The organism is Streptomyces xanthophaeus, from assembly GCF_030440515.1.
Classification (GTDB): domain Bacteria; phylum Actinomycetota; class Actinomycetes; order Streptomycetales; family Streptomycetaceae; genus Streptomyces; species Streptomyces kutzneri.
Map to the genome: position 1 here is coordinate 4325655 of NZ_CP076543.1, position 20217 is coordinate 4345871.

Sequence of the window (20217 nt, forward strand, 5' to 3'; positions counted from 1 at the left end):
CGAGAGTGTGTCCGTGTGGCGTGGCGTGTGCGCCGGGTGCCGGGTCCGGGGCCCGCCGCGCTCAGCGGATGCGGTTGCGCAGCTCGGTCACGGCGAGCTCCGGCTCGTGTGCGGCGGCGGCGGCCACGGCCATGACGGCGTCGATCAGCGGATCGGGGTCCGGCAGGACGCGGGTGTCGTACGTGATGGTGGCCTCGATGGTGCCCGGCCGGTCCATGTAGTAGTTGATCCAGACGGCCGCGGTGGCCGGGGCGACGGGAAACTCCCCCTCCCACAGCGGAGCGAGGAAGTCGCGCGCCGCGGTCGTGGCCTTCGTGCCGGGTCCGAGGACGAGCGGCCTCGCGGGCGGCAGGACGTTCACCCCGACGTTGCGCGGCGCCAGCGGGGCCACCTCCCTGATGGACCGTCCGTAGGTGGGCGGCAGGGCCTCGTTGGTACGGCAGTGTGCGGTGATCCAGTCGCCCACGGTCCGGGGCTCGGGGTGCGGCGGAACCAGTACGCAGGGCTCCACGAGGGGGCCGATGACCAGGACGTCCTCCGGCTTCGCATGGCCGTGCCGCAGGCTGAGCAGGGCCTGCGCCCCGTCCGCCCACAGGCCCGCCGCGAGGGCGGTCGCGGCGAACAGCACCTCGGCGCGGCTCAGGCCCGTCCGCTGGGCCGCGCCGGTCAGGTCGGCGGCGAGCCGGTCGGGCAGCGCCCCGTCGAAGGTCCCGTCGCCCATGAACTGCTCGGGCGCTCCGTGACCGCCGGGCAGCCGGAGGGCCGGACCGGGCAGCGGGTACGGCCGGAGCAGGTCGCTCCACCGGGCGAGGCTCTGCCGGCGTACGTCTTCCCCGGGCAGGTCGTCGAGGTACGCGGCGAAGCCCCGGCCGCGCACGGAGTACTCGCCCGACCGGTAGGCGCCGGCGACGGCCCGGGTCAGCAGCCCGAGCGCCCAGCCGTCGATCACGGAGTGGTCGAAGGAGAACGCGAGCAGCTGCTGCGTGTCGTCGTCGGCCGCCCGCAGGAGACAGACCCGGCCGACGGGGTCGTGCCGCAGGTCGGGCTTGTCGAAGAACACCGGCGTGAGGAAGGCGGCCGCCGCGGGGGCGAGCCGGCCGCCGGTGACGACGGCCGGGAGCTCGACGGTCTCCAGCTTCAGGGGAGCGGGCCGCTGCCGCTCCAGCTTCGGACCGTCGTCCGTCGCGCGCAGGCGCAGGTGCAGGACGTCCGTGGCCAGGGTGACCTGCTCCACGGCCGCGGCGAGGCGCGCCGCGTCGAGGGGGCCGCGGACCAGGAACAGGTTCCACGCCATCTCCGCCGGGTTCCTGCGCAGGTAGCCGTCGGAGTCGGTCTCGCCGTTCGCCAGGCCCCGGACCGGCATGCCGTACGCGGGCAGCGTCCCGGCGGTGCCGTCGTCGGTGCTGTCAGTGCTCACGCGGAGCCTCCCAGGCGCGCAGGACGAGGACGGCGTTGTGACCGCCGAAGCCGAACGAGTTGCTCATCGCCACGTCGACCCGGTGCTTCCGGGCCTCGTGCGGTACGAAGTCCAGGTCCTCGTCGATCGGGCGGTGGCAGTTGATCGTCGGCGGGACCACGGAGTGCAGGATCGTCAGACCCGCGACGATGGCCTCGACGGCGCCCGCGGCACCGATCATGTGTCCGGTCATCGACTTCGTCGAACTGATCGGTATGCGTTCCGCGTGGCTCCCGAAGACCGAGCGAATCGCCTCCACCTCGGTCCGGTCGTTGGCCTGGGTGGAGGTGCCGTGCGCGTTGATGTAGTCCACGTCGTCCGGGCGCAGCCCGGCGTCGGCGAGCGCCTGGGCCATCGCGGTCCGGGCGCCGCGCCCTTCGGGGTGCGGCGCGGTCCAGTGGTGCGCGTCCGAGGTCGAGGCGTATCCGGCCACCTCGGCCAGGATGGTCGCACCGCGGGCCAGGGCGTACTCCTCGGCCTCCAGGACCAGCACGCCGGCGCCCGCGCTCATGACGAAGCCGTCGCGGTCCTGGTCGAACGGGCGGGAGGCCCCGGCCGGTTCGCCGGTACGGGTGGACAGCGCCTGGGCATTGCCGCTGGTGGCCAGGTCGAGCCGGGTGAGGATGTGCTCGGCGCCGCCCGCGACGGCGACGTCCACGGTGCCGTGCCGGATCCAGCCGGCCGCCTCGCCGATCGCGTCGGCGCCGGAGGCGCAGGCCGTGCTCAGGGCCCGGGTCGGACCGGTCGCCCCGTACTCGAAGCTGATCTCGCAGGCGGCGCTGTCCATGGCGCCGGTGATCTGGGCGAAGGGGCTGACCTTCCGGGGGCCGTGTTCCTCCAGTGCCCTGAAGTGCCTGGCGGTGGAGGTCACCGGCCCGTAGCCGCTGCCGATCAGCACGCCGGTCCGCTGCCCCGTGGTCTCGTCCAGGACGAGACCGGCCTGCCGCATGGCCTCGGCGGCGGCCGCGAGGGCGTACTGCGCGTACGGGTCGGTGCGCCTCACCCGGCGGGTGTCGAGGTGGTGGGAGGCGTCGAAGCCCTTGACCTCCCCGCCGAAGTCGGTGGTGAGGCCGGTGGTGTCGACGCCGGTCAGCGCAGCGATGCCGCTCTTCCCGGCCGTCAGCGCGGACCAGGTCTCGTCGACGGACAGGCCGAGGGGGGTGACGGCCCCCCAGCCGGTGACCACGACCTTGCGGGACGACCCGGTGCGGGCCGGTGTCATGTCCTGCGCCTCACTCATCGCCCGCCGCCCCGATCTGGGGGAAGTCGCCGCCGGCCACGTCGGCGCCGAACATCGCGTCGGTCAGGCGCACCGGCACGTTGAGCACGACCACTTCACCGGCGGCGCACTTCTCCCAGGCCCGTGCCACGTCCGCGGCGAGGGAATCCTTGTCCCGCACGGTCACCTGGTGCAGCCCCGGGAGCTGCGGCGCCTCGGCCCGCACGGCTTCGGGGTCGACGAACGCGTGGTCCCCGACCGGGTTCTCCCGCTGGTCGAGCTGGACCTGCAGCCACCCGTAGCCGCCGTTGCGCAGCACCACGTAGAGCAGGCCGCCGCTGTACTTCACCGCGGTGGGCAGGTCGACTCCGGCCATGGCGAACGCGCCGTCACCGACGAACGCCACCACCGGCCGCTCGGGCGCGGCGAGTTTGACGCCGAGCGCGGCGGCCGCGCCGAAGCCCAGGCTCGTCTGCTCGGACGGGACGACGGATCCGGCCCCCGACGCACAGGCGTACAGCGGGAACTTGTACGACCACATGTCCTGCAGACCGTTCTCCTGGACCAGGATCCGGTCGGCGGGCAGTTCCGCGTCCAGGGCTCCCAGGACCTCGGCGATGTGGAGCTCCGGGGAGGACGCCAGCTCCGCGAGGAGCTCGCGGTGCGCGGCGTGCAGTGCGGTGTGCACGGCGCGCACGGACGTGGTCCACTCGCCGTCCGCGTCCTGCGCGGGCAGGTGTGCCAGCCAGGAACGGACGGTGGCCCCGGCGGGAGCCAGCACCTTGGGTCCCCGGAACGTGGTCGCGAAGTCCGCCGCCACCACGTTGACCTGGATGACGGGCACCTCGTTCCCGATGGTGGAGGGCCACTGGAAGGTGGCCGTCTCCTCCAGCCGGGTGCCCAGGGCCACCACGCAGTCGGTCTGCTGCCACAGCAGGGCCGCCTGCTCGGGCGTGTAGAGGCCGGCGAGACCGCAGAACATCGGTGACGCCTCGTCCACGGCACCTCGGCCGGACGCGGTGCTGAACACCGGCGCGCCGAGTCGCTCGGCCAGGCGCTCCAGCTCGCGGCCCCGGTTCTCGTGCCGGGTGCCACCGCCGACGAGGATCACCGGACGGCGGGCCGCGCGCAGGGCCTGCAGGGCCGCGGAGTCGGCCGGCGTGACGATCTCGTCCGGGATCTCGGCCGTGTCCGGCGAGGCCAGGGACGCCGCGGTGAGGGCCGTGGCCTCCGCCAGCAGGTTCTCCGGCAGCTCCACGTACACGGGGCCCCGCTCGTGCCGGGCGATCAGGAGGGCGCGCCGGAGGGTCGGCACCAGCCGGTCGGGGTGGTCGACGCGGGCCGCGTACTTGACCAGGGGCGCGACGACGGCGAGCTGGTCGAGTTCCTGGAACGCCCCGCTGCCGCGGTGCTGCGCCCCGGTGCCGCCGCTGAGCAGCAGTACGGGGGCCGCGGAGGCGGCCGATTCGAGGAGCCCGGTGACGGTGTTGGTCACCGCGGGCCCCTTGCCGACGACGGCGACGCCGACCTCGCCCGACTGGATCGCCCACCCGGTGGCCATGAACACCGCGTTGCGCTGGTCGCGGCACAGGATGAAACGGATCCCGGCCTCGTGGGTCGCCTCCAGCGCGTACATGTCATCGCCGGGGAGCCCGAAGACCGTGCGGATGCCCGAGGCGGAGAGGACCGCGGCGGCGGTGGTCCATGCGGCGGCCGCCGACGTGTTCGATTCGTTGCTCATGACTTTCCCGGGAGGTAGGAGGCGACGACCTTCGACAGCAGCAGCGGCTCCGTGTGCCGCTTGCGTCCGACGGAGATGTAGTTGGCACGGATGCCCCGGCCGCCGAAGGGCTTGTTGCCGTTCTCGATTTCGATCAACGTCTCGTCGACGCTCACCATGTGGCGCTCCCGCAGGACCTCCACGGTGTCCGGCAGCGATCCGAACACCGAGGCCGCCATGGCGCGTTCGGCGTAGTAGGGGTGGCGCAGCAGCTCGTTCAGCCACTCCTCCGAGGAGTAGGGCACCACGTTGAAGACGGGGGCGAACATCTCGGGGGGCAGGAACTGGGTGTCCGTCGGGTGGATCAGGACGGTGGGCCGTACGTGGCGGTCCACGAAGTCGATGCGGCCGCCGGCGGCGACGAACTCGCGCTTGCTGCGCAGGTAGTCCAGCGTCGACTCGAACGCCTCGTCGTAGAAGAGCGCGCTGTAGTCGGCCGTGGCGTCGCTGGGCGCGCCGTGGCGCAGCGCCTCGACCCGCCGCGTCAGCAGGTTGCAGAACTGGGCGCTCACCGAGGTGTGGACGAAGACGACGTCCGGGCCGAAGCAGTCCTGGCCGGAGTTGAGCATGCGGACCTTGATCAGGCCGTCGACCGCCCGGTTCAGGTGCGCGTCGGCGCCCACGATGTACGGGTTGATGCCCTGGCCGAAGAAGCAGAACACCGTCTCCTGCGGCAGCTGCTCGCGGATCGTCTCGGCGTTCTCGTACGAGCCGGTGAACACCAGGACGTCGGACTTCTTGCCGACGTTGTCCATGAACTCGCGCTGGCCGCTGTCGTCGAGCACGAGCGGCAGGTCGTGGACGGTGCCGATCAGCTTGTGCAGGGCGCGGGTCTGGTGGTCGATCATCCGGGACGGGCGGAAGACGATCTTCTCGCTGTACAGGCTGGGGATGACGACGTAGAGGATGTAGCCGTACAGCGGGATGTTCGACGGCATCAGCACGCTGGTCAGCCGGCTCGCCTGCGGGCCGTAGCGCGCCACCTCCGCGACCGCGCCTTCGAGCGCCTCGATGGAGGCGTCTATCTCGTCCGTGGCCGTGCGGTGGTTGCAGACCTCGGTGAGGATGCCGAGGATCTCGGTCCGGCGCTCGCTGAGCAGCCGGGCCACGTCCTGCAGGACCGTGATCCGGTCGCCGAAGGGAATGGCGGGACCGGTCTGCTTCGGGGCGTTCCGGCCGGCCTCGGCCTTCTGCTCGCGGTTGCGCAGGGCTGCCTGCGCCATGTAGCCCAGCGCGGTGAGGTTCGCCTTGCCGTTGGTGTGCTCCGGGAACTCCGGCACGACGAGCACCTTGTTCGGCTGCTCGAACTCGGCCACCAGATCGGCGAAGACGCGGCGCCAGTGGGCGGCGGGCCGCTCCTCGGGGTCGGCGACCACGAAGACGAGGTCCGTACCGTAGCGGCCGTTCTCCACGGGAACGACGCGCACGGGCCGGCCGCACTCGCTGGCCTTGGCGGTGATGGCGTCGGGGTAGAGCGTGTTGCCGAAGCGGTGCACCGCGGCCTTGCGGCCCAGCACCCGCAGATTGCCGTCCTCGTCGAGGAACCCGAGGTCCTGCGTGCGGTGAACGGTGCGCTGGGTCTCCCGGACCCGGCCGCCCGGTTCCAGCATCCCCACCATCAGGTCAGGGGAGTGGACGATCACCTCGCCGACCTCTCCGGCCGGCAGCGGGCGGTCCTCGTCGTCGACGACGGTCACGGTGATGCCGGGGAGGGGACGGCCGCAGTGGACCGGGTTCCCGGGCGCGGCCAGAGCGATGTTGCCCGCCTCGGAACTGCCGTAGCCGTCCAGCAGCGGCTTGCCCAGCTGCTCCGTGAAGCGGCGCAGCAGATCGTCCTGCATCGGCTCGCCGCCGACGCACCACATGCGCACCGACTCCAGCAGCGTGGTGCTGGTGTGACCGCGGCCGAGCAGGCGCAGGACGCCCTCGTACACGGCGGGGACGGAGTCCACGACGGTGACGCCCAGGTCGACGATGGCGTCGAGGGCCAGGTCCGTGCGCCGGCTCGGGAGCAGGACGAGGCTGGCCTTCGCCTGCCACCACAGGAGCAGGATCGAGAGACCGTACTGGTGCGTGAAGGGCAGCAGGGGCAGCAGGACGTCGGCCTCGGTGTACTGCATGCGGTCCTGGGTGCGCGACACGTTGGCCAGGACGGAGCTGCCGGAACGCACAATTCCCTTGGGCCGGCCCAGGCTCCCCGACGTCCAGACGATCAGGGCGTCGGAGCGCTGCGCCCACCGCTCGAAGGAGAGCTCGGCCGGCTCGCCGTCACTGCGCTCCGCCGCCGTGGCGAGTGCCTGCAGGGGCACCCACCGGGCGTCGAGCTTCTCGAAGGCGGCCGCCGGCTCCTCGTGGTCGGACACGAAGAAGTCCGCGTCGGCCTCGGCCACCAGGCGTGCGAACTGGTTCGGGGTCACCCCGCGGTCCACCAGCCCGACGGAGACGCCGATCTCCATCAGCGCGAACGTGGCCAGGACCGAGGCCGCGGAATTGGCGGACGAGAGCAGAACCCGGTGGGATTCATCGACTCCACGGGCCCGCAGCTCTTGTACGACACTCGCGCAGGCAGCCCGTACCTCTCGCCATGAGCGGTCGCTTTCATTTCGGCTGATGAGCACCCGAGAACACATCCAATCTTCGAACGGAGTTGGCGACGGCAGCCATCAATCGGATCCGGATCGAAAAAAACTTCACCGGGAAGACGTTAGGAGCGGGTACTCAAGTGCGAATCGAGTCGTTGTGTAGTGCGGGTGTCGACGGTGGGGCGACATGAAGATGCCGTCCGAGCGGGCGGGCTCGGACGGCATCGGGAGTAACGGCGGTCTTCCGCTCTTCACGGGGAAATCGGACCCCCGGCATACATTCCGGCGGATTCCATGGACCGGATCACCGCCTGGTCCCGGTCGAGCTCGGCCTCCGTACCTGCCGTGAGGGAGACGAAACCGGGCGAGGTCGCCATGTCGACGGTCGCCCGCATCAAGGTGCCCTCACGGACACCCGTGACCAGCCGGTCGAAGGTGGGCAGTGCGCGGAAGCGGTCGTGCCAGGCCGCCGAGGTGCCGGCACCCCGGTTGATCAGCCAGATGTTGCGGACGTAGCCGTTCCAGCGCACCTCCTGGTCCTGGAAGGCGCGGAACGCCTGCGGGTCGGTGAGGGCCACGGCGAGGAGGTCGACGTGGGAGGTGCCCGAGTGCCGTTCGATCACATCGGGCAGCATGGCGCCCATGAGCCGCGCCCCGGTCTCGATGAGGACCGGGCCGTCCGCCGTCAGCATGACCTCGCTGTGCGCGGCGCCGTTCGTGATCCCGAGCGCGGTGACGGCGGACACCACGTAGTCGACCAGCTCCGCGACGTGCGGGGCGGTCATCGGCAGGGGCTGCTGGTAGTCGTACAGAGGCGCACCCGCGGGGCCGTCGGTCTTCATCGAGAGCCAGACGTCGGAGACCTTCTGCACGCCGTCCACGGCCACCGTGTTGACGATGTACTCGGTACCGACGAGGAACTTCTGCACCACCGCGGACGGGTTGGGGTTGCCGAAGTAGTCGTTGCTGCGCATGACGGCCGCGCACGCGGAGCGCACCTCGTCCGCGGTGGAGCAGATGTGCACGTTGTCCGTGCCGGCACTGGCGGCGGGCTTGACCACGACGGTGGTGCCCGCCTCGTGGAACCATGCCACGGCCGCGTCCGGGTCGGTGGTGCTGAACCCCACCGGTGCGGCGAGACCCGCGGCCGCGAGGCGGCCGGCCATCGCGTACTTGTCGCGCCTGGCCTCGACCCCGTCGAACGCGTTGCCGGGCAGGCCGAGCTCGTGGGACAGCGTGTCGGCGAGCACCACCCCGCACTCGGTCCCCGCGACCACGCGGTCGACCCCCGCCTCCTTCAGCGCGCGCACGGCATCGGCCAGGTCGGGGAAGTGGCCGAGATCGGCCGTGTAGTACTCCGGCACGAACGAGGGGAGCAGGCGTGCGGGCGGCACTTCCTGGCTCCGGACGTGGAGGCACTCCACGCCCCGTTCGATCAGCTTCTTCACCAGCAGGCTGCCGGTCGAGTAGCCGTCGACGATCGCGATCTTCACTGCGGGGCTCCCGAGGTCTCCAGTTGTCCGGCCCGTCCGGCGGACAGGTCGTTCTGCTTGCTCCGCAAGCGCAGGTCACAGAGGTAGGCCAGGCCCGCGATCGCCGCGGCGACCGCGCCGAAGACGGCGAAGGAGGTGCCGGGTCCGCCGAGCTCCAGGGCCGTGCCGGCCAGCGGCGACCCGATCACGTTGCCGACCAGGAGCGCGCTGGCGTAGGACCCCATGGCCACGCCCTTGCTGTCGTCCGGCGCGAGCCGGCTCACGGCACTGGCGCTCGCCGACAGCGCGGGGGCCACCAGCAGGTTGGCGGGAACGGCGATCAGGCACAGCCAGTACCACTCGGTCGCGAGGCCGATCGGCATGCACAGCAGGCCGAGCCCCGCGCCCACCACGAACACGGAAGGCGGTGTGCGCATGGCTCCGTAGAGGAAGCCGCCCAGCACGGAGGCGATGCCCGCGAGCACCAGCAGCAGCCAGCTCCACGCGAGCTGGTCGGACCGCTGGAGGGTGCCGATGGCCGCGACCTCGAATCCGATAACGGCGACCGAGGTGGCGACGGTGATGCTGAGCGCGCACACCATGCGCCCGGTGAGCCAGCTGCGCAGTCCGGGCCTCGGTCCCCCGGCCGGGCGGGCCTGCTTCAGAGGCGGGTCGAGCAGCAGATAGGCCGCCCCGACCACCAGGAGCATCGCGCCCATCACGGTGAACGCCACCGTGGGCGAGGCCATCGAGGCGAGCAGGATGCCCATCGACGGGCCTGCCATGTAGGCGATGTCGGTGGTGATGGCCTCGACCGCGTAGGCGGTGTGACGGTTCTCCTCGGTGACCATGTTGGCCAGAGCGAGCCGGATCACGGTGAAGGCCGGAAGGGTGGTCAGGCCCCCGAGGAACGCCGCGGCGAGCAGGGCCGGGTACGGCAGGAAGTGCGCCGTGCCCCAGAACAGGGCCTGGGCGAGCACGAGAAGGCCGAAGACCCTGCGCAGTCCGTAGCGGTCGAGACCGCGCCCCTGCAGCGGGGCGCCGAGGCCGCCGCCGGCCGTCCAGAACGCGGCCACCAGGCTGCCCGCGCCGAATCCGAGGTCCATGTTCCCCACCACGTGCAGGATGAGGACCGAGGAGATACCGAGGCCCGGCATTTTCGCCAGCAGGCCGATGACCATGAGGGGCCGGATTCCTGGTTCGGAAAACAGCCGCCGATAAGTGGAAAACACGAATACGCCTCTCGCGTCGACGGTGAACGGGATGAAACGGCCTAGTTCCCGTCCTGGTTCCCGTCCTCCCAGTTCCAGTCGACGTCACCGAGCAGGTCCATATCGGAAAGGAGCGAGCGCAGGCCGCTGAAGTCGCGCACGAGGTTCTTGCGCTGCGCGTCGTGCTGGACCTCGGCGATCATCTCGTCGACGCGGGGCACCCCGTGCATCGTGAGAATCCGGTGCCAGGTCCCGTAGTCGTTGGCGACGAACGCTTCGAGGCCCGTGATCAGGGTGTCGACGAAGAACCTCTGCTGGTCCCTGGAGAGGAAGTCGTAGACGGTCTTCGCGAGTTCTCCGGTGATGGACGCGTGGCAGATCTCGTCGCGGTTGTGCAGCTGCACCGTCGTCGAGTTGATGACCTGGATGTCCGGGTCGTTCGACAGCAGGTGCAGATAGGCGCTGATCGAGGTCTCCGACACCGTCGCGAACGCGAGCGTGGTGAGCTTCTTCTCCCAGGACTCGCTGCAGCCGTCCCGCAGCTCGGCGAGCCGCTGGACCAGGTGCGGGGCCGGGAGCACCGTGTCAGGGACGGTGATCTTCCGCTTCTGCCGGGTGATCGTGCTCGCGTTGAGGTGCATCAGCGTGTGGTACTGCTCGTCCACCATGGCCTGGGCGAGCGAGGTTTCGAGCGCGGGCCCCCCGAGCGAGGGGAACTCTCCCTCGATGACGTAGGCGAAGGCCGGGTTGACCACGCGCTGCTCCGCCAGGACCGTGTGCTTGTTGTAGCCCAGCCAGGCCCAGCTCAGGATCCGGCTGCGGACCTCGGGGTCCAGCGCCTCCCACACCGGGTGGCCGGTGAACGGGACCAGGTGTTCCGGGTAGTCGGGCCGGCCGACCTCGAACAGGTCCTCCAGCTCGGGTTCCTTGCGCTTCACCGTCGCGCGGCGGTGCCAGTTGCCGGCCAGGCGCGTGATGACCGCGTTCTCCACCGGGTGCGTGGGATCGAAGGGCGGGAACCCGGGTATTTCCGTCAATACGTTGCTGTTCATGCACGCCTCTGTCGTGTACGGCTGTCGATCGGTCGGACCTGTGTCACGCGGTCTGCTCCACGTCGTAGAAGCCCGGCCCGTCCAGGTAGCAGAGCGCGTGGAAGTCGCGTTCGACGACCTCCGCCGAGGAGTGCGCGAAACCGACGGCGATGGTCTTGGTGGAGTCGTCGACGGTGCGCACGATGACCTCGCCCGGCCGGATGAACGTCTCCACGTTGTTGAAGCTCTCCATGCCCTTGACCACGTCGAGCAGGGGATAGCGGACGAGCCTGCCTTCCTGCGGCGCGGTCGGCCAGGACACGGACACGTGCCGCTCGAACCGGTACGGGCGCCGGTACTCGGCGAGGAAGCGCTCGGGGCGGAGGTAGGCCTCCACCGTCCAGCCGATCTGCGACTCCCCGGCGCCCAGCTCGGCGTAGTAGGGGGTGTTCGCGCCGGCCATGCGGGCCCCCACCTCGACGAGGCACGGCCCGTCGGCGGTCACGATGATCTCCAGGTGCGCCGGACCGTGCAGGATCCCGAGCGCGTCCAGCACGTCGGACGCGTAGTCGACGAGGGCCTGGCGGACCGGGGAGTCCCCGGGGACGAGGTGTCCGCCGGTGATCCGGTCACGGACGCCGGGGACGGACATCTTGCTGTACTTCCAGACGTCCGTGACCCGGTGCCGGCCGTCCCGGCTCACCGTGTCCACGACGTACTCGCCGCCGACCAGGTACTCCTGGACCACGGCCGCCGTGTTGGTCTCCGAGAAGACCGTCGTGCGGCCCAGGATGCCGCGCAGCGCGGCCGCCGACTCCTCGGGGGTGTCGCAGATGGCCACGCCGTCGTTGGCGGCGCTGCGCAGGGGCTTCACCACGACCCGGCCGCCGACTTCGCGGTGCCAGTCGGTCAGGGAGCGCTCGTCCTCGACGAGCAGTTGCCGCGCCGCGCGCAGCCCCGCCGCCCTGATCGTCTCGATCATGACGAACTTGTCCCGCCGGGCGGGCGAGAGCCGGCGCCCGTTGGTGGGCAGGCCGAGCTCCTCGCTGAGTTCGTCGGCCAGCTCGACGCCGTACTCACCGGCGGCGATGACGGCCACGGGCCGGTGCTCGGCGACCGCCGCGGCGGTATCGGCCGGCACACCCCGGTGGACGATGTCGGCGCTGAAGGCCGAGGTGTCGAAATCGCCCTGGTAGCACTTCGGTACGTCCACGGTGGACTGCACGCGTACGACGTCGCAGCCCTCGTCCATGAACGCCTTGGCCAGCGCGAAGCTGGAGGGGTACGCGTCGACTAGCACGACGACGCTCTTGCCGGTGTTGTTCACGCTTGCCTCTCTGCTTGCGACCGGGAGGTCGGTCAAGCTGCTGCGGTGTCGGTCGTGCGATGCGCCGTTGCCGGTCACGGAGCCTCCTCCAGGGCCTCGGCGAGTTCCGCCACGGTCGGGTGCCGGAAGACCAGGACCGGAGAGACCCGGCGTCCGAGCCGCTCGCCCAGCCGCGCCGCGACCCTGGTGACGGCCAGCGAGTTGCCGCCGACCTCGAAGAAGTCGGCGTCCGCACCGAGGGAGGTCTCGATCCCGAGGGTCTCCTGCCACACCTCGGCCACGAGCAGCTGCGCCTTGGTGAGGTCCTGGGCGGTCACCGGCTCGGCGGCCGTCGGCTGCGGAGCCGGCAAGGCGTCCCGGTCGACCTTGCCGTTCGGGGTGAGCGGGATCGCACCGATGGCCGTGTAGCTCTGCGGAACCATGTAGGACGGCAGCTGTTCCGCCAGGTGCGCCCGCAGGTCGGCCTGCACGGGCGCGGGGTCCGCCGGCGCGGCGTCCTCCGGGATGACGTAGGCCGCCAGCTGCTCGACCCCCGTCGTCGTACGGCGTACGGCCACCGCGCAGTCGGCGACCGCCGGATGCGTGCGCAGCACCGACTCGATCTCGCCGAGCTCGATGCGGAACCCGCGCACCTTGACCTGGTGGTCGTTACGGCCCAGGAAGACCAGGTTCCCGTCGGGCAGCAGCTGCACCACGTCTCCCGTGGCGTACATCCGGGCGCCCGTCTCCTCCGCGAACGGGTCGGGCAGGTAGGCCTGTGCCGTCCTGGCGGGCTGCCCCAGGTAGCCGCGGCCCACGGCGATCCCGCCGACGAACAGCTGTCCCCGGCATCCCGGCACCACCGGCCGCAGCTGCGGGTCCAGCACGTAGAGACGTGCGTTGTCGGTGGCCCGGCCGAACGGGACGCTCGGGCGGTGCGCGTGCCGCCCGAGCAGGTCCTCGGTGATGGGGCAGTACGCGGAGGTGACGGTCGCCTCGGTGGGGCCGTACTCGTTGAAGACCTCACAGCCCTCCGCGGTCACGGCCAGGATGCGGCGCGCGACGTCGTGCGGCACGGCCTCCGCACCGGTGAAGAGCAGCCGCACGGACGCGAGCCCCTCGGCGACGTCGTCGGCCGCCTCCAGCAGGATCCTCATCTGCGAAGGCGTCGCGTTGAGGGTGGTGATCCCGCGCTCGGACAGCTCCCGCAGGAAGGCCTGCGGGTCGTAGGCCGCCGTGGAGCTCGCGAGGTGCAGCTGCGCGCCGGACACCAGGCACTGGAAGATCTCCCACACCGAGTTGTCGAAGGCCACCGAGTGGTTCAGCAGGGCGCGGTCCTGCCCGGTGAGACGGCACACCCGCTGGTTCCATTCGAGGAACGCGGTGATGTTGGCGTGGGTGATGGCGACACCCTTCGGCTTGCCCGTCGAGCCGGACGTGTAGATCACGTACGCGAGGTGCTGCGGCTCGGCCTGCGGCCCGTCGAGGTCGCCGTGCTCCGCCGGCAGATCCGCCCCCTCCGTGACGGGGACGAGCGTCACCGAGCCGGGCAGCAGGGCTGCCGAGCCGTGCCCGGGGTCCGCGATCACCAGGCGTACGCCCGAGTCGTCCAGCAGGTGCTGGATCCGGTCGGCCGGATAGCCGGGGTCGAGCGGAACGTAGGCACCGCCGGCCTTCAGCACGGCGAGCAGAGCGACCACCATCTCCACCGAGCGTTCCAGGCAGACACCCACCAGACGCTCCGGTCCCACCCCCTTGGCCCGCAGGACCCGCGCCAGCGCGGCGGCCCGGCGGTCCGTCTCGGTGAAGGTGAGGGACTCGCCGTCGCCCACGAGGCACACCCCGTCCGGGGTCGCGTGCACCTGGGCGTCCCACATCCGTACCAGGGTGCTCGGCTCGGGCAGCGGCACGGCCAGCTCCCCGCGGGAGAGGCTGCGCAGCTCCCGCGGGTCCAGGATCTCCAGCCGGGACAGCCGGGCCGCGCTGTCGCCCACCATCTGCTCCAGGACCCGTACGAAGTGGGCGCCCAGCCGCTGGACGAACGCGTGGTCGAACAGGGCGGTGGCGTACTCGATCGACACCGAGAGGTCGCCGCCCTGCGCGGCGTGGTCGGTGACGTCGAACGCCAGGTCGAACCGTGCCGAACCGAGCCGTCCTTCGAGTTCCTTGCGGTCGTACACCTCGGTGAGGACGCCGGCGGGGGCCTCCTCGTCCAGGGCGAACAGCACCTGGAAGAGCGGGTTGCGGCTGAGGTCGCGCTGCGGGCAGAGCTGCTCGACCAGCTTCTCGAACGGCAGCTCCTGGTGTGCGTACGCCTCCTTCGCGACCTCGCGGACCCGGCCGAGGAGCTCGCGCCAGGACGGGTCGCCCGAGAGGTCCGTGCGCAGCACCGCCGTGTTTACGAAGTAGCCGACGGCGTCCGCGGTTTCCGCCCGCTGCCGGCCGCCGATCAGCGTGCCGACGGCCACGTCCGTCGCGTCGGCGTACCGGCCGAGCAGCACCTGGAGCGGCGCGAGCAGCCCCATGAACAGCGTGATGCCTTCGGCCTTGCACAGGGCGCGCACCCGGTCGGCCAGGCGGGCGGGGACGCGGAACAGCTCGCGCCGTCCGTGGTGCCCGGCGATCGCCGGGCGCGGCCGGTCGGTCGGCAGCTCCAGTGCGGGGACACCGGCCAGCTGCTCGCGCCAGTAGCCCAGCAGCCGCTCCAGCTCCTCGTCGTCCAGCCGCTCGCGCTGCCACTGGGCGAAGTCGGCGTACTGCACGGGCGGGGCCGGCTCGGCGGGCTGCCGCCCGGCGCACAGGTCCGCGTAGTGCGTGCCCAGTTCCCGCACGACCAGGTCGAGCGAGGTGCCGTCGGAGGCGATGTGGTGGAGGGTGAGCAGCAGCAGGTCGCGCTGCGGGGTGTGCAGCAGGTCCGCGCGGAGCAGCGGTGCCTCGTCGAGCGCGAAGGGGATGCGGATCCGCTCGGTGAGCAGTGCGTCCAGCGCCTCCTCGGAGGTCTCGATGCGGGTGATGTGCACGGGGGCGGCGGGCTGTACCTGCGGCTCGGCCAGGCCGTCCACCTCCCGCAGCGTGGTGCGCAGCACCTCGTGCCGGCGGACGAGGGACGACAGGGCCTCCTGGAGGGCCGGCACGGCGGCGCGTCCGTCCGGGAAGGCCAGGACGAGCGGCAGGTGGTAGGCGGGAACCCCGCTGTTGAGCTGCTCGAAGATCCAGATGCGTTCCTGGCCGAAGGAGAGTCCGGCCCGGGTGGCCGGGCGGATCGGCTCCTCGTGCGCCGCGGGCAGCGTGCCGAGGGCCGCGGCGAGCCCGGCCGGCGTCGGGTGGGCGAACACCGTCCGCGTGTCGACCGGTACGGCGAGCACCTCGCGCAGCCGGACGACCGCGCGGACGGCGGTGAGGGACTGCCCGCCCAGGCCGAAGAAGTCGTCATGCGGGGAGACGTCGGTGAGCCCGAGCACCTCGCCCCACACCCGGCAGATGGCGGCGGTCTCCGGTCGCAGGGGGCCGTCCTCGGCCACGGGTCCCACCGAGCGGACCCGCTCGTACCCGGTACCGGCGAGGGCGTTGCGGTCGGCCTTGCCCGCGGGGGTCCGGGGCAGGGCCTCCAGCACGGCGTACCCCTGCGGCACCATGTAGGCCGGCAGGCTCCGGGAGAGGTGATCGCGGATCCGGGCCGGCAGGTCGTGCGGGGCGGTCCCCGCACCGACCGCGTACGCCACCAGCTGGGCGCCGCCCGCGGCCTCGTGGTCGACGGTGACCACGGCGTCCGTGACGAGCGGGTGGCTGCGTACGGCCGCCTCGATCTCGCCGATCTCGATGCGATGGCCGCGCACCTTGACCTGGTGATCGTTCCTGCCGAGCACCTCCAGGTCGCCCTCGGCGGTCCACCGGGCGAGGTCACCGGTGCGGTACAGGCGCTCCCCGTCCCCGCCGAACGGGTCCGGGACGAAGCGCTCCGCGGTCAGCGCCGGACGGTTCAGGTAGCCGCGGGCCACCCCCTCACCCCCGATCCACAGCTCGCCGGTGACGCCCTGCGCGACCTCCGCACCCTGCTCGTCGACCACATGGACCCGGGTGTTGGACAGCGGCACGCCGACCGTGACCCGGCGCTCCGCCGTGTCGATGCGGGCCGCGGTGGCCCAGACGGTGGCCTCGGTCGGGCCGTACAGGTTCCACACCGTGCCGCCGGTGGCGAGCAGGTCCGCGGCGAGCTGCTGATCCAGTGCCTCGCCGCCCGAGAGGAGCACGCGCCCCCGGCCGCCCGTCCAGCCGGACGCCACGAGCATGCGCCACGTGGTCGGCGTCGCCTGGACGACCGTCACCTGCGCGTCCTCGATGGTGGCGGCCAGCAGCTCCGGGTCGGTGTTGGCGGCCTGCGGTGCCATGACCACGGTCGCGCCGAGCGTCAGGGGCAGGAAGAGTTCGAGCGTCGAGATGTCGAACGAGAGCGGGGTCAGCGCGAGGACGCGGTCCCCGGCGGTGAGCCCGGGACGCTCGGCCACGCTCGTCAGGAAGGAACTGATCGCCGCGTGGGCGATGCCCACGCCCTTCGGCAGCCCGGTGGATCCGGAGGTGTAGATGGCGTACGCCAGGTGGTGCGGGCGCAGCGCGTCGCCGGGGGGCGCCGGGGCGTGCGCGCGGCCGGCCGCCGTGACGTCCTCGACCAGCAGGAGTTCCACGGCTGCGGCGGCGTCCGCCACGGCCGAGCGGGCCTGCGCGTGGTGAAGGGCGTCGCACAGCACGAGGGCCGCGCCGGAGTCCTCCCGCATGTACCGCAGCCGGTCGGCCGGGTAGCCGGGGTCCAGCGGCAGGTACGCGGCGCCCGACTTCAGGATGCCGAGCAGCGCCACCACCATGTCGACGGACCGGCCCAGGCACACGCCGACCAGCGACTCCGGACCGATGCCGCGTGCGTGCAGCTCGGCGGCGAGCACGGCGGCCCGCCGGTCGACTTCGGCGTAGGTGGCGCGGTCCGAACCCGCGATGACGGCAACCGAGTCAGGGGCCGTCGCGACCCGCTGCTCCCACAGTGCGACCAAGGTGGTCGGCGCCATGAACTGATCCTTTCTCAACCCCAGAGGGGGACGTCTGTCAACTCCAGGCGGGGGCGGTGTGCGCGATCGACTCCGCCAGCAGGCCCTCCGCGCCGCGCACGTAGAGGTGATCGCCGGGGAACATCCGCAGGTCGAATCCGCCCGTGGTGTGATCGCGCCAGGCGGCCAGCTCCGCGGCGCGGACGGTCTCGTCCCCGGAGCCGCCGAGCACGGTGAACGGGCAGGGCAGCGGCACCTCGTACGACGGCGCGTACGTCTCGCTCACGGTCAGATCCGCGCGCATCATGGGGAGCAGCAGCTCCTGCAGCTCGGGATCGAGGCCGGCCAGTTCCGCACGCCCGAGCCGCTCCAGCAGGTCGGCGTCCGGCAGAGCGTGCAACTGGTCCCGGTCCGGTACCTGCGGTGCGCGCATCGCGGACAGGAACAGCCGGGCGGGCAGCCGCGCGCCCGTGTCGCGCAGCCGGTGGGCCACCGCGAAGGCGAGCTGTGCGCCCATGCTGTGCCCGAAGAAGGCGAAGGGCAGCTCCGAGCGCCCTGCGATCAGCGGCGCCAGCTCGTCCACCACGGCGTCCACGGAGAGCAGGCACGGCTCGGCGAACCGGTTCTCCCGGCCCGGCAGCTGTACGGAGCAGACCTCGACGCTGTCCGGGAAGTGCCCGGCCAGCTGGTACGAGGAGGCGCCGGCGCCGGCATGGGGGAACACGAACAGGCGGCGGTCCGCCGTCCCCTCCCGGCTGCCCAGGCCGCGCAGCCACAGCGGCGCGGTGTCGGTGTCGGTGCTCATCGCGCCGGGACCTGTGCCTCGGGCGCGGACGGAGCGACGCGTACGGAGCGCGGCGTCAGGTCGGTCCACACCTCTTCGATGTGGGCGAGGCACTCCTGCTTGGTGCCCTCGGCGCCCACCGCCGTCCAGCCGGCGGGCAGGTCGCGATCGGCGAACCAGATCGAGTACTGCTCCTCGTGGTTGACGACGGTCACGTAGCGCTCTTCCTGGCTGCTCATGATCAGGCCTCCACACCGTCGAAGAAGCCGGCCGCGCGGTAGCCCTTGCCGGCTGCGACGACCCGGTCGTGCACCCACTTGCCGACGGCGAGGTCCAGTACGCCGAGGCCGAACGGGGCGAAGACCGCGGGGCGTCCGGGCTCCCTGGCGGCTCGCCCGCCCAGCAGATCGCCGATGGTTCCGTCGATGAAGTCGCGGTTGCCGGTCAGCTGCTCGGTCAGGTGCAGCGAGGTGCGCTCGCGCACGGCGTGGTCCACGTCGTCGGTGAAGTTCTGCGCGGCGAGGACCACCTCGGGAGCCAGGTCGCGCAGCGAGAGGTGGAGCACCACCGGTCCGTGCGCCACGAGCTGCGGATCGTGCAGGTGTGGCTCGCCCGCGACGGTGGTGAGCACGACCAGGTCGCAGTCGGTGAACGCGTCCTCGACGCGCTCGGCGATCTCCACCTCGGCGGTGGAGTCCGCCTTCAGGACCCGGCCGTAGCGCTCGGCGGCGTCCCGGTCGAGGTCGAAGAGCCGGAAGGCGCCGATCTCCCAGTCCAGGTCCCGCAGGAACTTCCACACGTGCTGGGCGATCAGGCCGGTGCCGACGACGCCGACCCGGCGGGCCCGCCGTCCACCGAGCAGTGCCTCGGCGCCGAGTACCGCGGAGGCCGCGGTCCGGGTGGCGGAGATGATCGAGGACTCCATGCAGGCGAACGGGAACCCGTTGGCGCAGTCGTTGAGGATCAGCGTGGCGGAGGCGCGGGGGATCCCGTGCTTGGTGTTGTCGGGGAAGCTGGCGATCCACTTGTTGCCCGCGACGTCGAACTCGCCACCGAGGTAGGCCGGCAGGGAGATGACGCGCGAGCGGCTCTGATGCGGGAACCGCAGGAAGGAGCTGTGCGGGTTGGAGCTCTGGCCGGCGTCGTGCGTCAGATAGGCGGCGCGGACCACCTCCAGGATCTCCGGGCGGCTGCCCTCGACCTCCGCGGCGACGGAGGCCGCGTCGATCACCGTCATGGTCGGCGGGGTCATGGCGTGCATGTGAGCTGTTCTCCTTCGGTGCGCGGCCGGTCCTGTGCGAGGGCGGAGTGCAGTGCATCCTCCGCGCGCAGTCGCTGGATCCAGTCGTGGTCGTAAACGGTCTTGAGGTAGGCGTGCCCGCGGTCCGCGGCGAGGAAGGCCACGGTGGGGCGGCGCCCGACGGGCCGGTTCCGTGCGAAGTAGCTCCGGATCGCGGCGTAGATGCTGCCGGTCGATCCGCCGGCGAACAGCCCGTACCGGGCGAGCAGTTCGTGGCAGCTCTCGGCGGCCCGGACCTCGGAGACGATCTCGACGTCGTCGATCAGGGCCTGCTCGCACAGCGGCGGCACGATGCTGGACCCGATGCCCGGGATCCTGCGCTTCCTGGGCGGTCCGCCGAAGATCACCGATCCTTCGGTGTCCACGGCCACCACGACGCACTGCGGGAACTCTTCCTTGACCCTGCGCGAGACCCCCGCGATGGTGCCACCGGTGCCCACGCCGACGAACAGGTAGTCGATCACGCCGGCGTCCTTGACCAGCTCTCCGGCGGTGAAGCGGTAGTGCGCTTCGAGCGCGTCCGGGTTCGCGTACTGGTTGGGCCAGTAGGCATGGGGAAGTTCGGTCAGCAGGTCCTGGACCCGGGCCAGACGGGTCTTCAGGTACCCGCCCGTGGCGTCCAGGTCGACCACTCGCTCGACACGCGTGCACAGGGTGCGCAGGTGCTCTTCCGTGCCCGCGTTGCAGTTGGGGTCGATGACCGGGACGAACGGAATACCCAGCAGGCGGCAGTAGAAGGCCAGCGCCAGGGCGAAGTTTCCGGACGAGGATTCCACGACAGTGGTGCCGTGGAGGATCTCTCCACGGACGATCGCCTGCTCCAGGATCCAAAGTGCCGAACGATCCTTGGTGCTGCCGGTCGGATTACAGAATTCCAGCTTGGCAACAATATTCAGTTCGTCATCTTCGAGAGGAATCAGCGGGGTCCCCGCCAGGCCGTTGCGGAGCTGCCTGATTCGCTCGACCAGCGCCTTGTCGGCATGTCTTTGAACCATGATCCGACTCTGGCACGCCGAATTCCGGACGGGCTCAAGCGCGAC

13 protein-coding genes are annotated in these 20217 nt (G+C 71.5%); all 13 read right to left on the reverse strand.

Features of this window, described 5'->3' with window-relative positions; translation table 11 throughout:
* Window positions 1-61: 61 nt before the first annotated feature.
* Window positions 62-1417: a condensation domain-containing protein gene (locus tag KO717_RS19115; RefSeq protein ID WP_301369257.1), complete on the reverse strand. Its 1356-nt coding sequence runs from the start codon at window positions 1415-1417 to the stop codon at window positions 62-64.
* The gene (fabF, locus tag KO717_RS19120) at window positions 1407-2696 is read right to left on the reverse strand and encodes a beta-ketoacyl-ACP synthase II (RefSeq protein ID WP_301369258.1); all 1290 of its coding nucleotides are present in this window, start codon (window positions 2694-2696) and stop codon (window positions 1407-1409) included. Before fabF ends, KO717_RS19115 begins: the two co-directional genes overlap by 11 nt.
* A complete protein-coding gene (locus KO717_RS19125; RefSeq protein WP_301369259.1) occupies window positions 2689-4416 on the reverse strand; it encodes a thiamine pyrophosphate-binding protein in 1728 nt (575 codons plus the stop codon). Before KO717_RS19125 ends, fabF begins: the two co-directional genes overlap by 8 nt.
* A complete protein-coding gene (locus KO717_RS19130) occupies window positions 4413-7085 on the reverse strand; it encodes an aldehyde dehydrogenase family protein (RefSeq protein ID WP_301369260.1) in 2673 nt (890 codons plus the stop codon). The genes KO717_RS19125 and KO717_RS19130 overlap by 4 nt, the downstream gene beginning before the upstream one ends.
* Window positions 7086-7288: 203 nt before the next feature.
* Entirely contained in the window at window positions 7289-8530 is a 1242-nt protein-coding gene (locus KO717_RS19135; RefSeq protein ID WP_301369262.1) for an ATP-grasp domain-containing protein, read from the reverse strand.
* Window positions 8527-9690: an MFS transporter gene (locus KO717_RS19140; protein WP_301369263.1), complete on the reverse strand. Its 1164-nt coding sequence runs from the start codon at window positions 9688-9690 to the stop codon at window positions 8527-8529. The genes KO717_RS19135 and KO717_RS19140 overlap by 4 nt, the downstream gene beginning before the upstream one ends.
* Before the next feature lie 92 nt (window positions 9691-9782).
* Window positions 9783-10772 carry an AurF N-oxygenase family protein gene (locus KO717_RS19145; RefSeq protein ID WP_301369264.1) on the reverse strand — a complete coding sequence of 330 codons (990 nt, stop codon included), beginning with the start codon at window positions 10770-10772 and terminating at the stop codon, window positions 9783-9785.
* Between the two features lie 43 nt (window positions 10773-10815).
* Entirely contained in the window at window positions 10816-12078 is a 1263-nt protein-coding gene (locus tag KO717_RS19150; protein ID WP_301369265.1) for an ATP-grasp domain-containing protein, read from the reverse strand.
* 74 nt (window positions 12079-12152) lie between these two features.
* Window positions 12153-17114: a non-ribosomal peptide synthetase gene (locus tag KO717_RS19155; RefSeq protein ID WP_301369266.1), complete on the reverse strand. Its 4962-nt coding sequence runs from the start codon at window positions 17112-17114 to the stop codon at window positions 12153-12155.
* 37 nt (window positions 17115-17151) lie between these two features.
* Entirely contained in the window at window positions 17152-17898 is a 747-nt protein-coding gene (locus tag KO717_RS19160; protein ID WP_301369267.1) for a thioesterase II family protein, read from the reverse strand.
* A complete protein-coding gene (locus tag KO717_RS19165; RefSeq protein ID WP_301369269.1) occupies window positions 17895-18116 on the reverse strand; it encodes an MbtH family protein in 222 nt (73 codons plus the stop codon). Before KO717_RS19165 ends, KO717_RS19160 begins: the two co-directional genes overlap by 4 nt.
* A 2-nt stretch (window positions 18117-18118) precedes the next feature.
* Window positions 18119-19138 carry a 2,3-diaminopropionate biosynthesis protein SbnB gene (gene sbnB / locus KO717_RS19170; RefSeq protein WP_301369271.1) on the reverse strand — a complete coding sequence of 340 codons (1020 nt, stop codon included), beginning with the start codon at window positions 19136-19138 and terminating at the stop codon, window positions 18119-18121.
* Window positions 19126-20172, reverse strand: a complete 1047-nt coding sequence (gene sbnA / locus KO717_RS19175) for a 2,3-diaminopropionate biosynthesis protein SbnA (RefSeq protein WP_301369272.1) — start codon at window positions 20170-20172, stop codon at window positions 19126-19128. The genes sbnB and sbnA overlap by 13 nt, the downstream gene beginning before the upstream one ends.
* Window positions 20173-20217 lie beyond the last annotated feature (45 nt).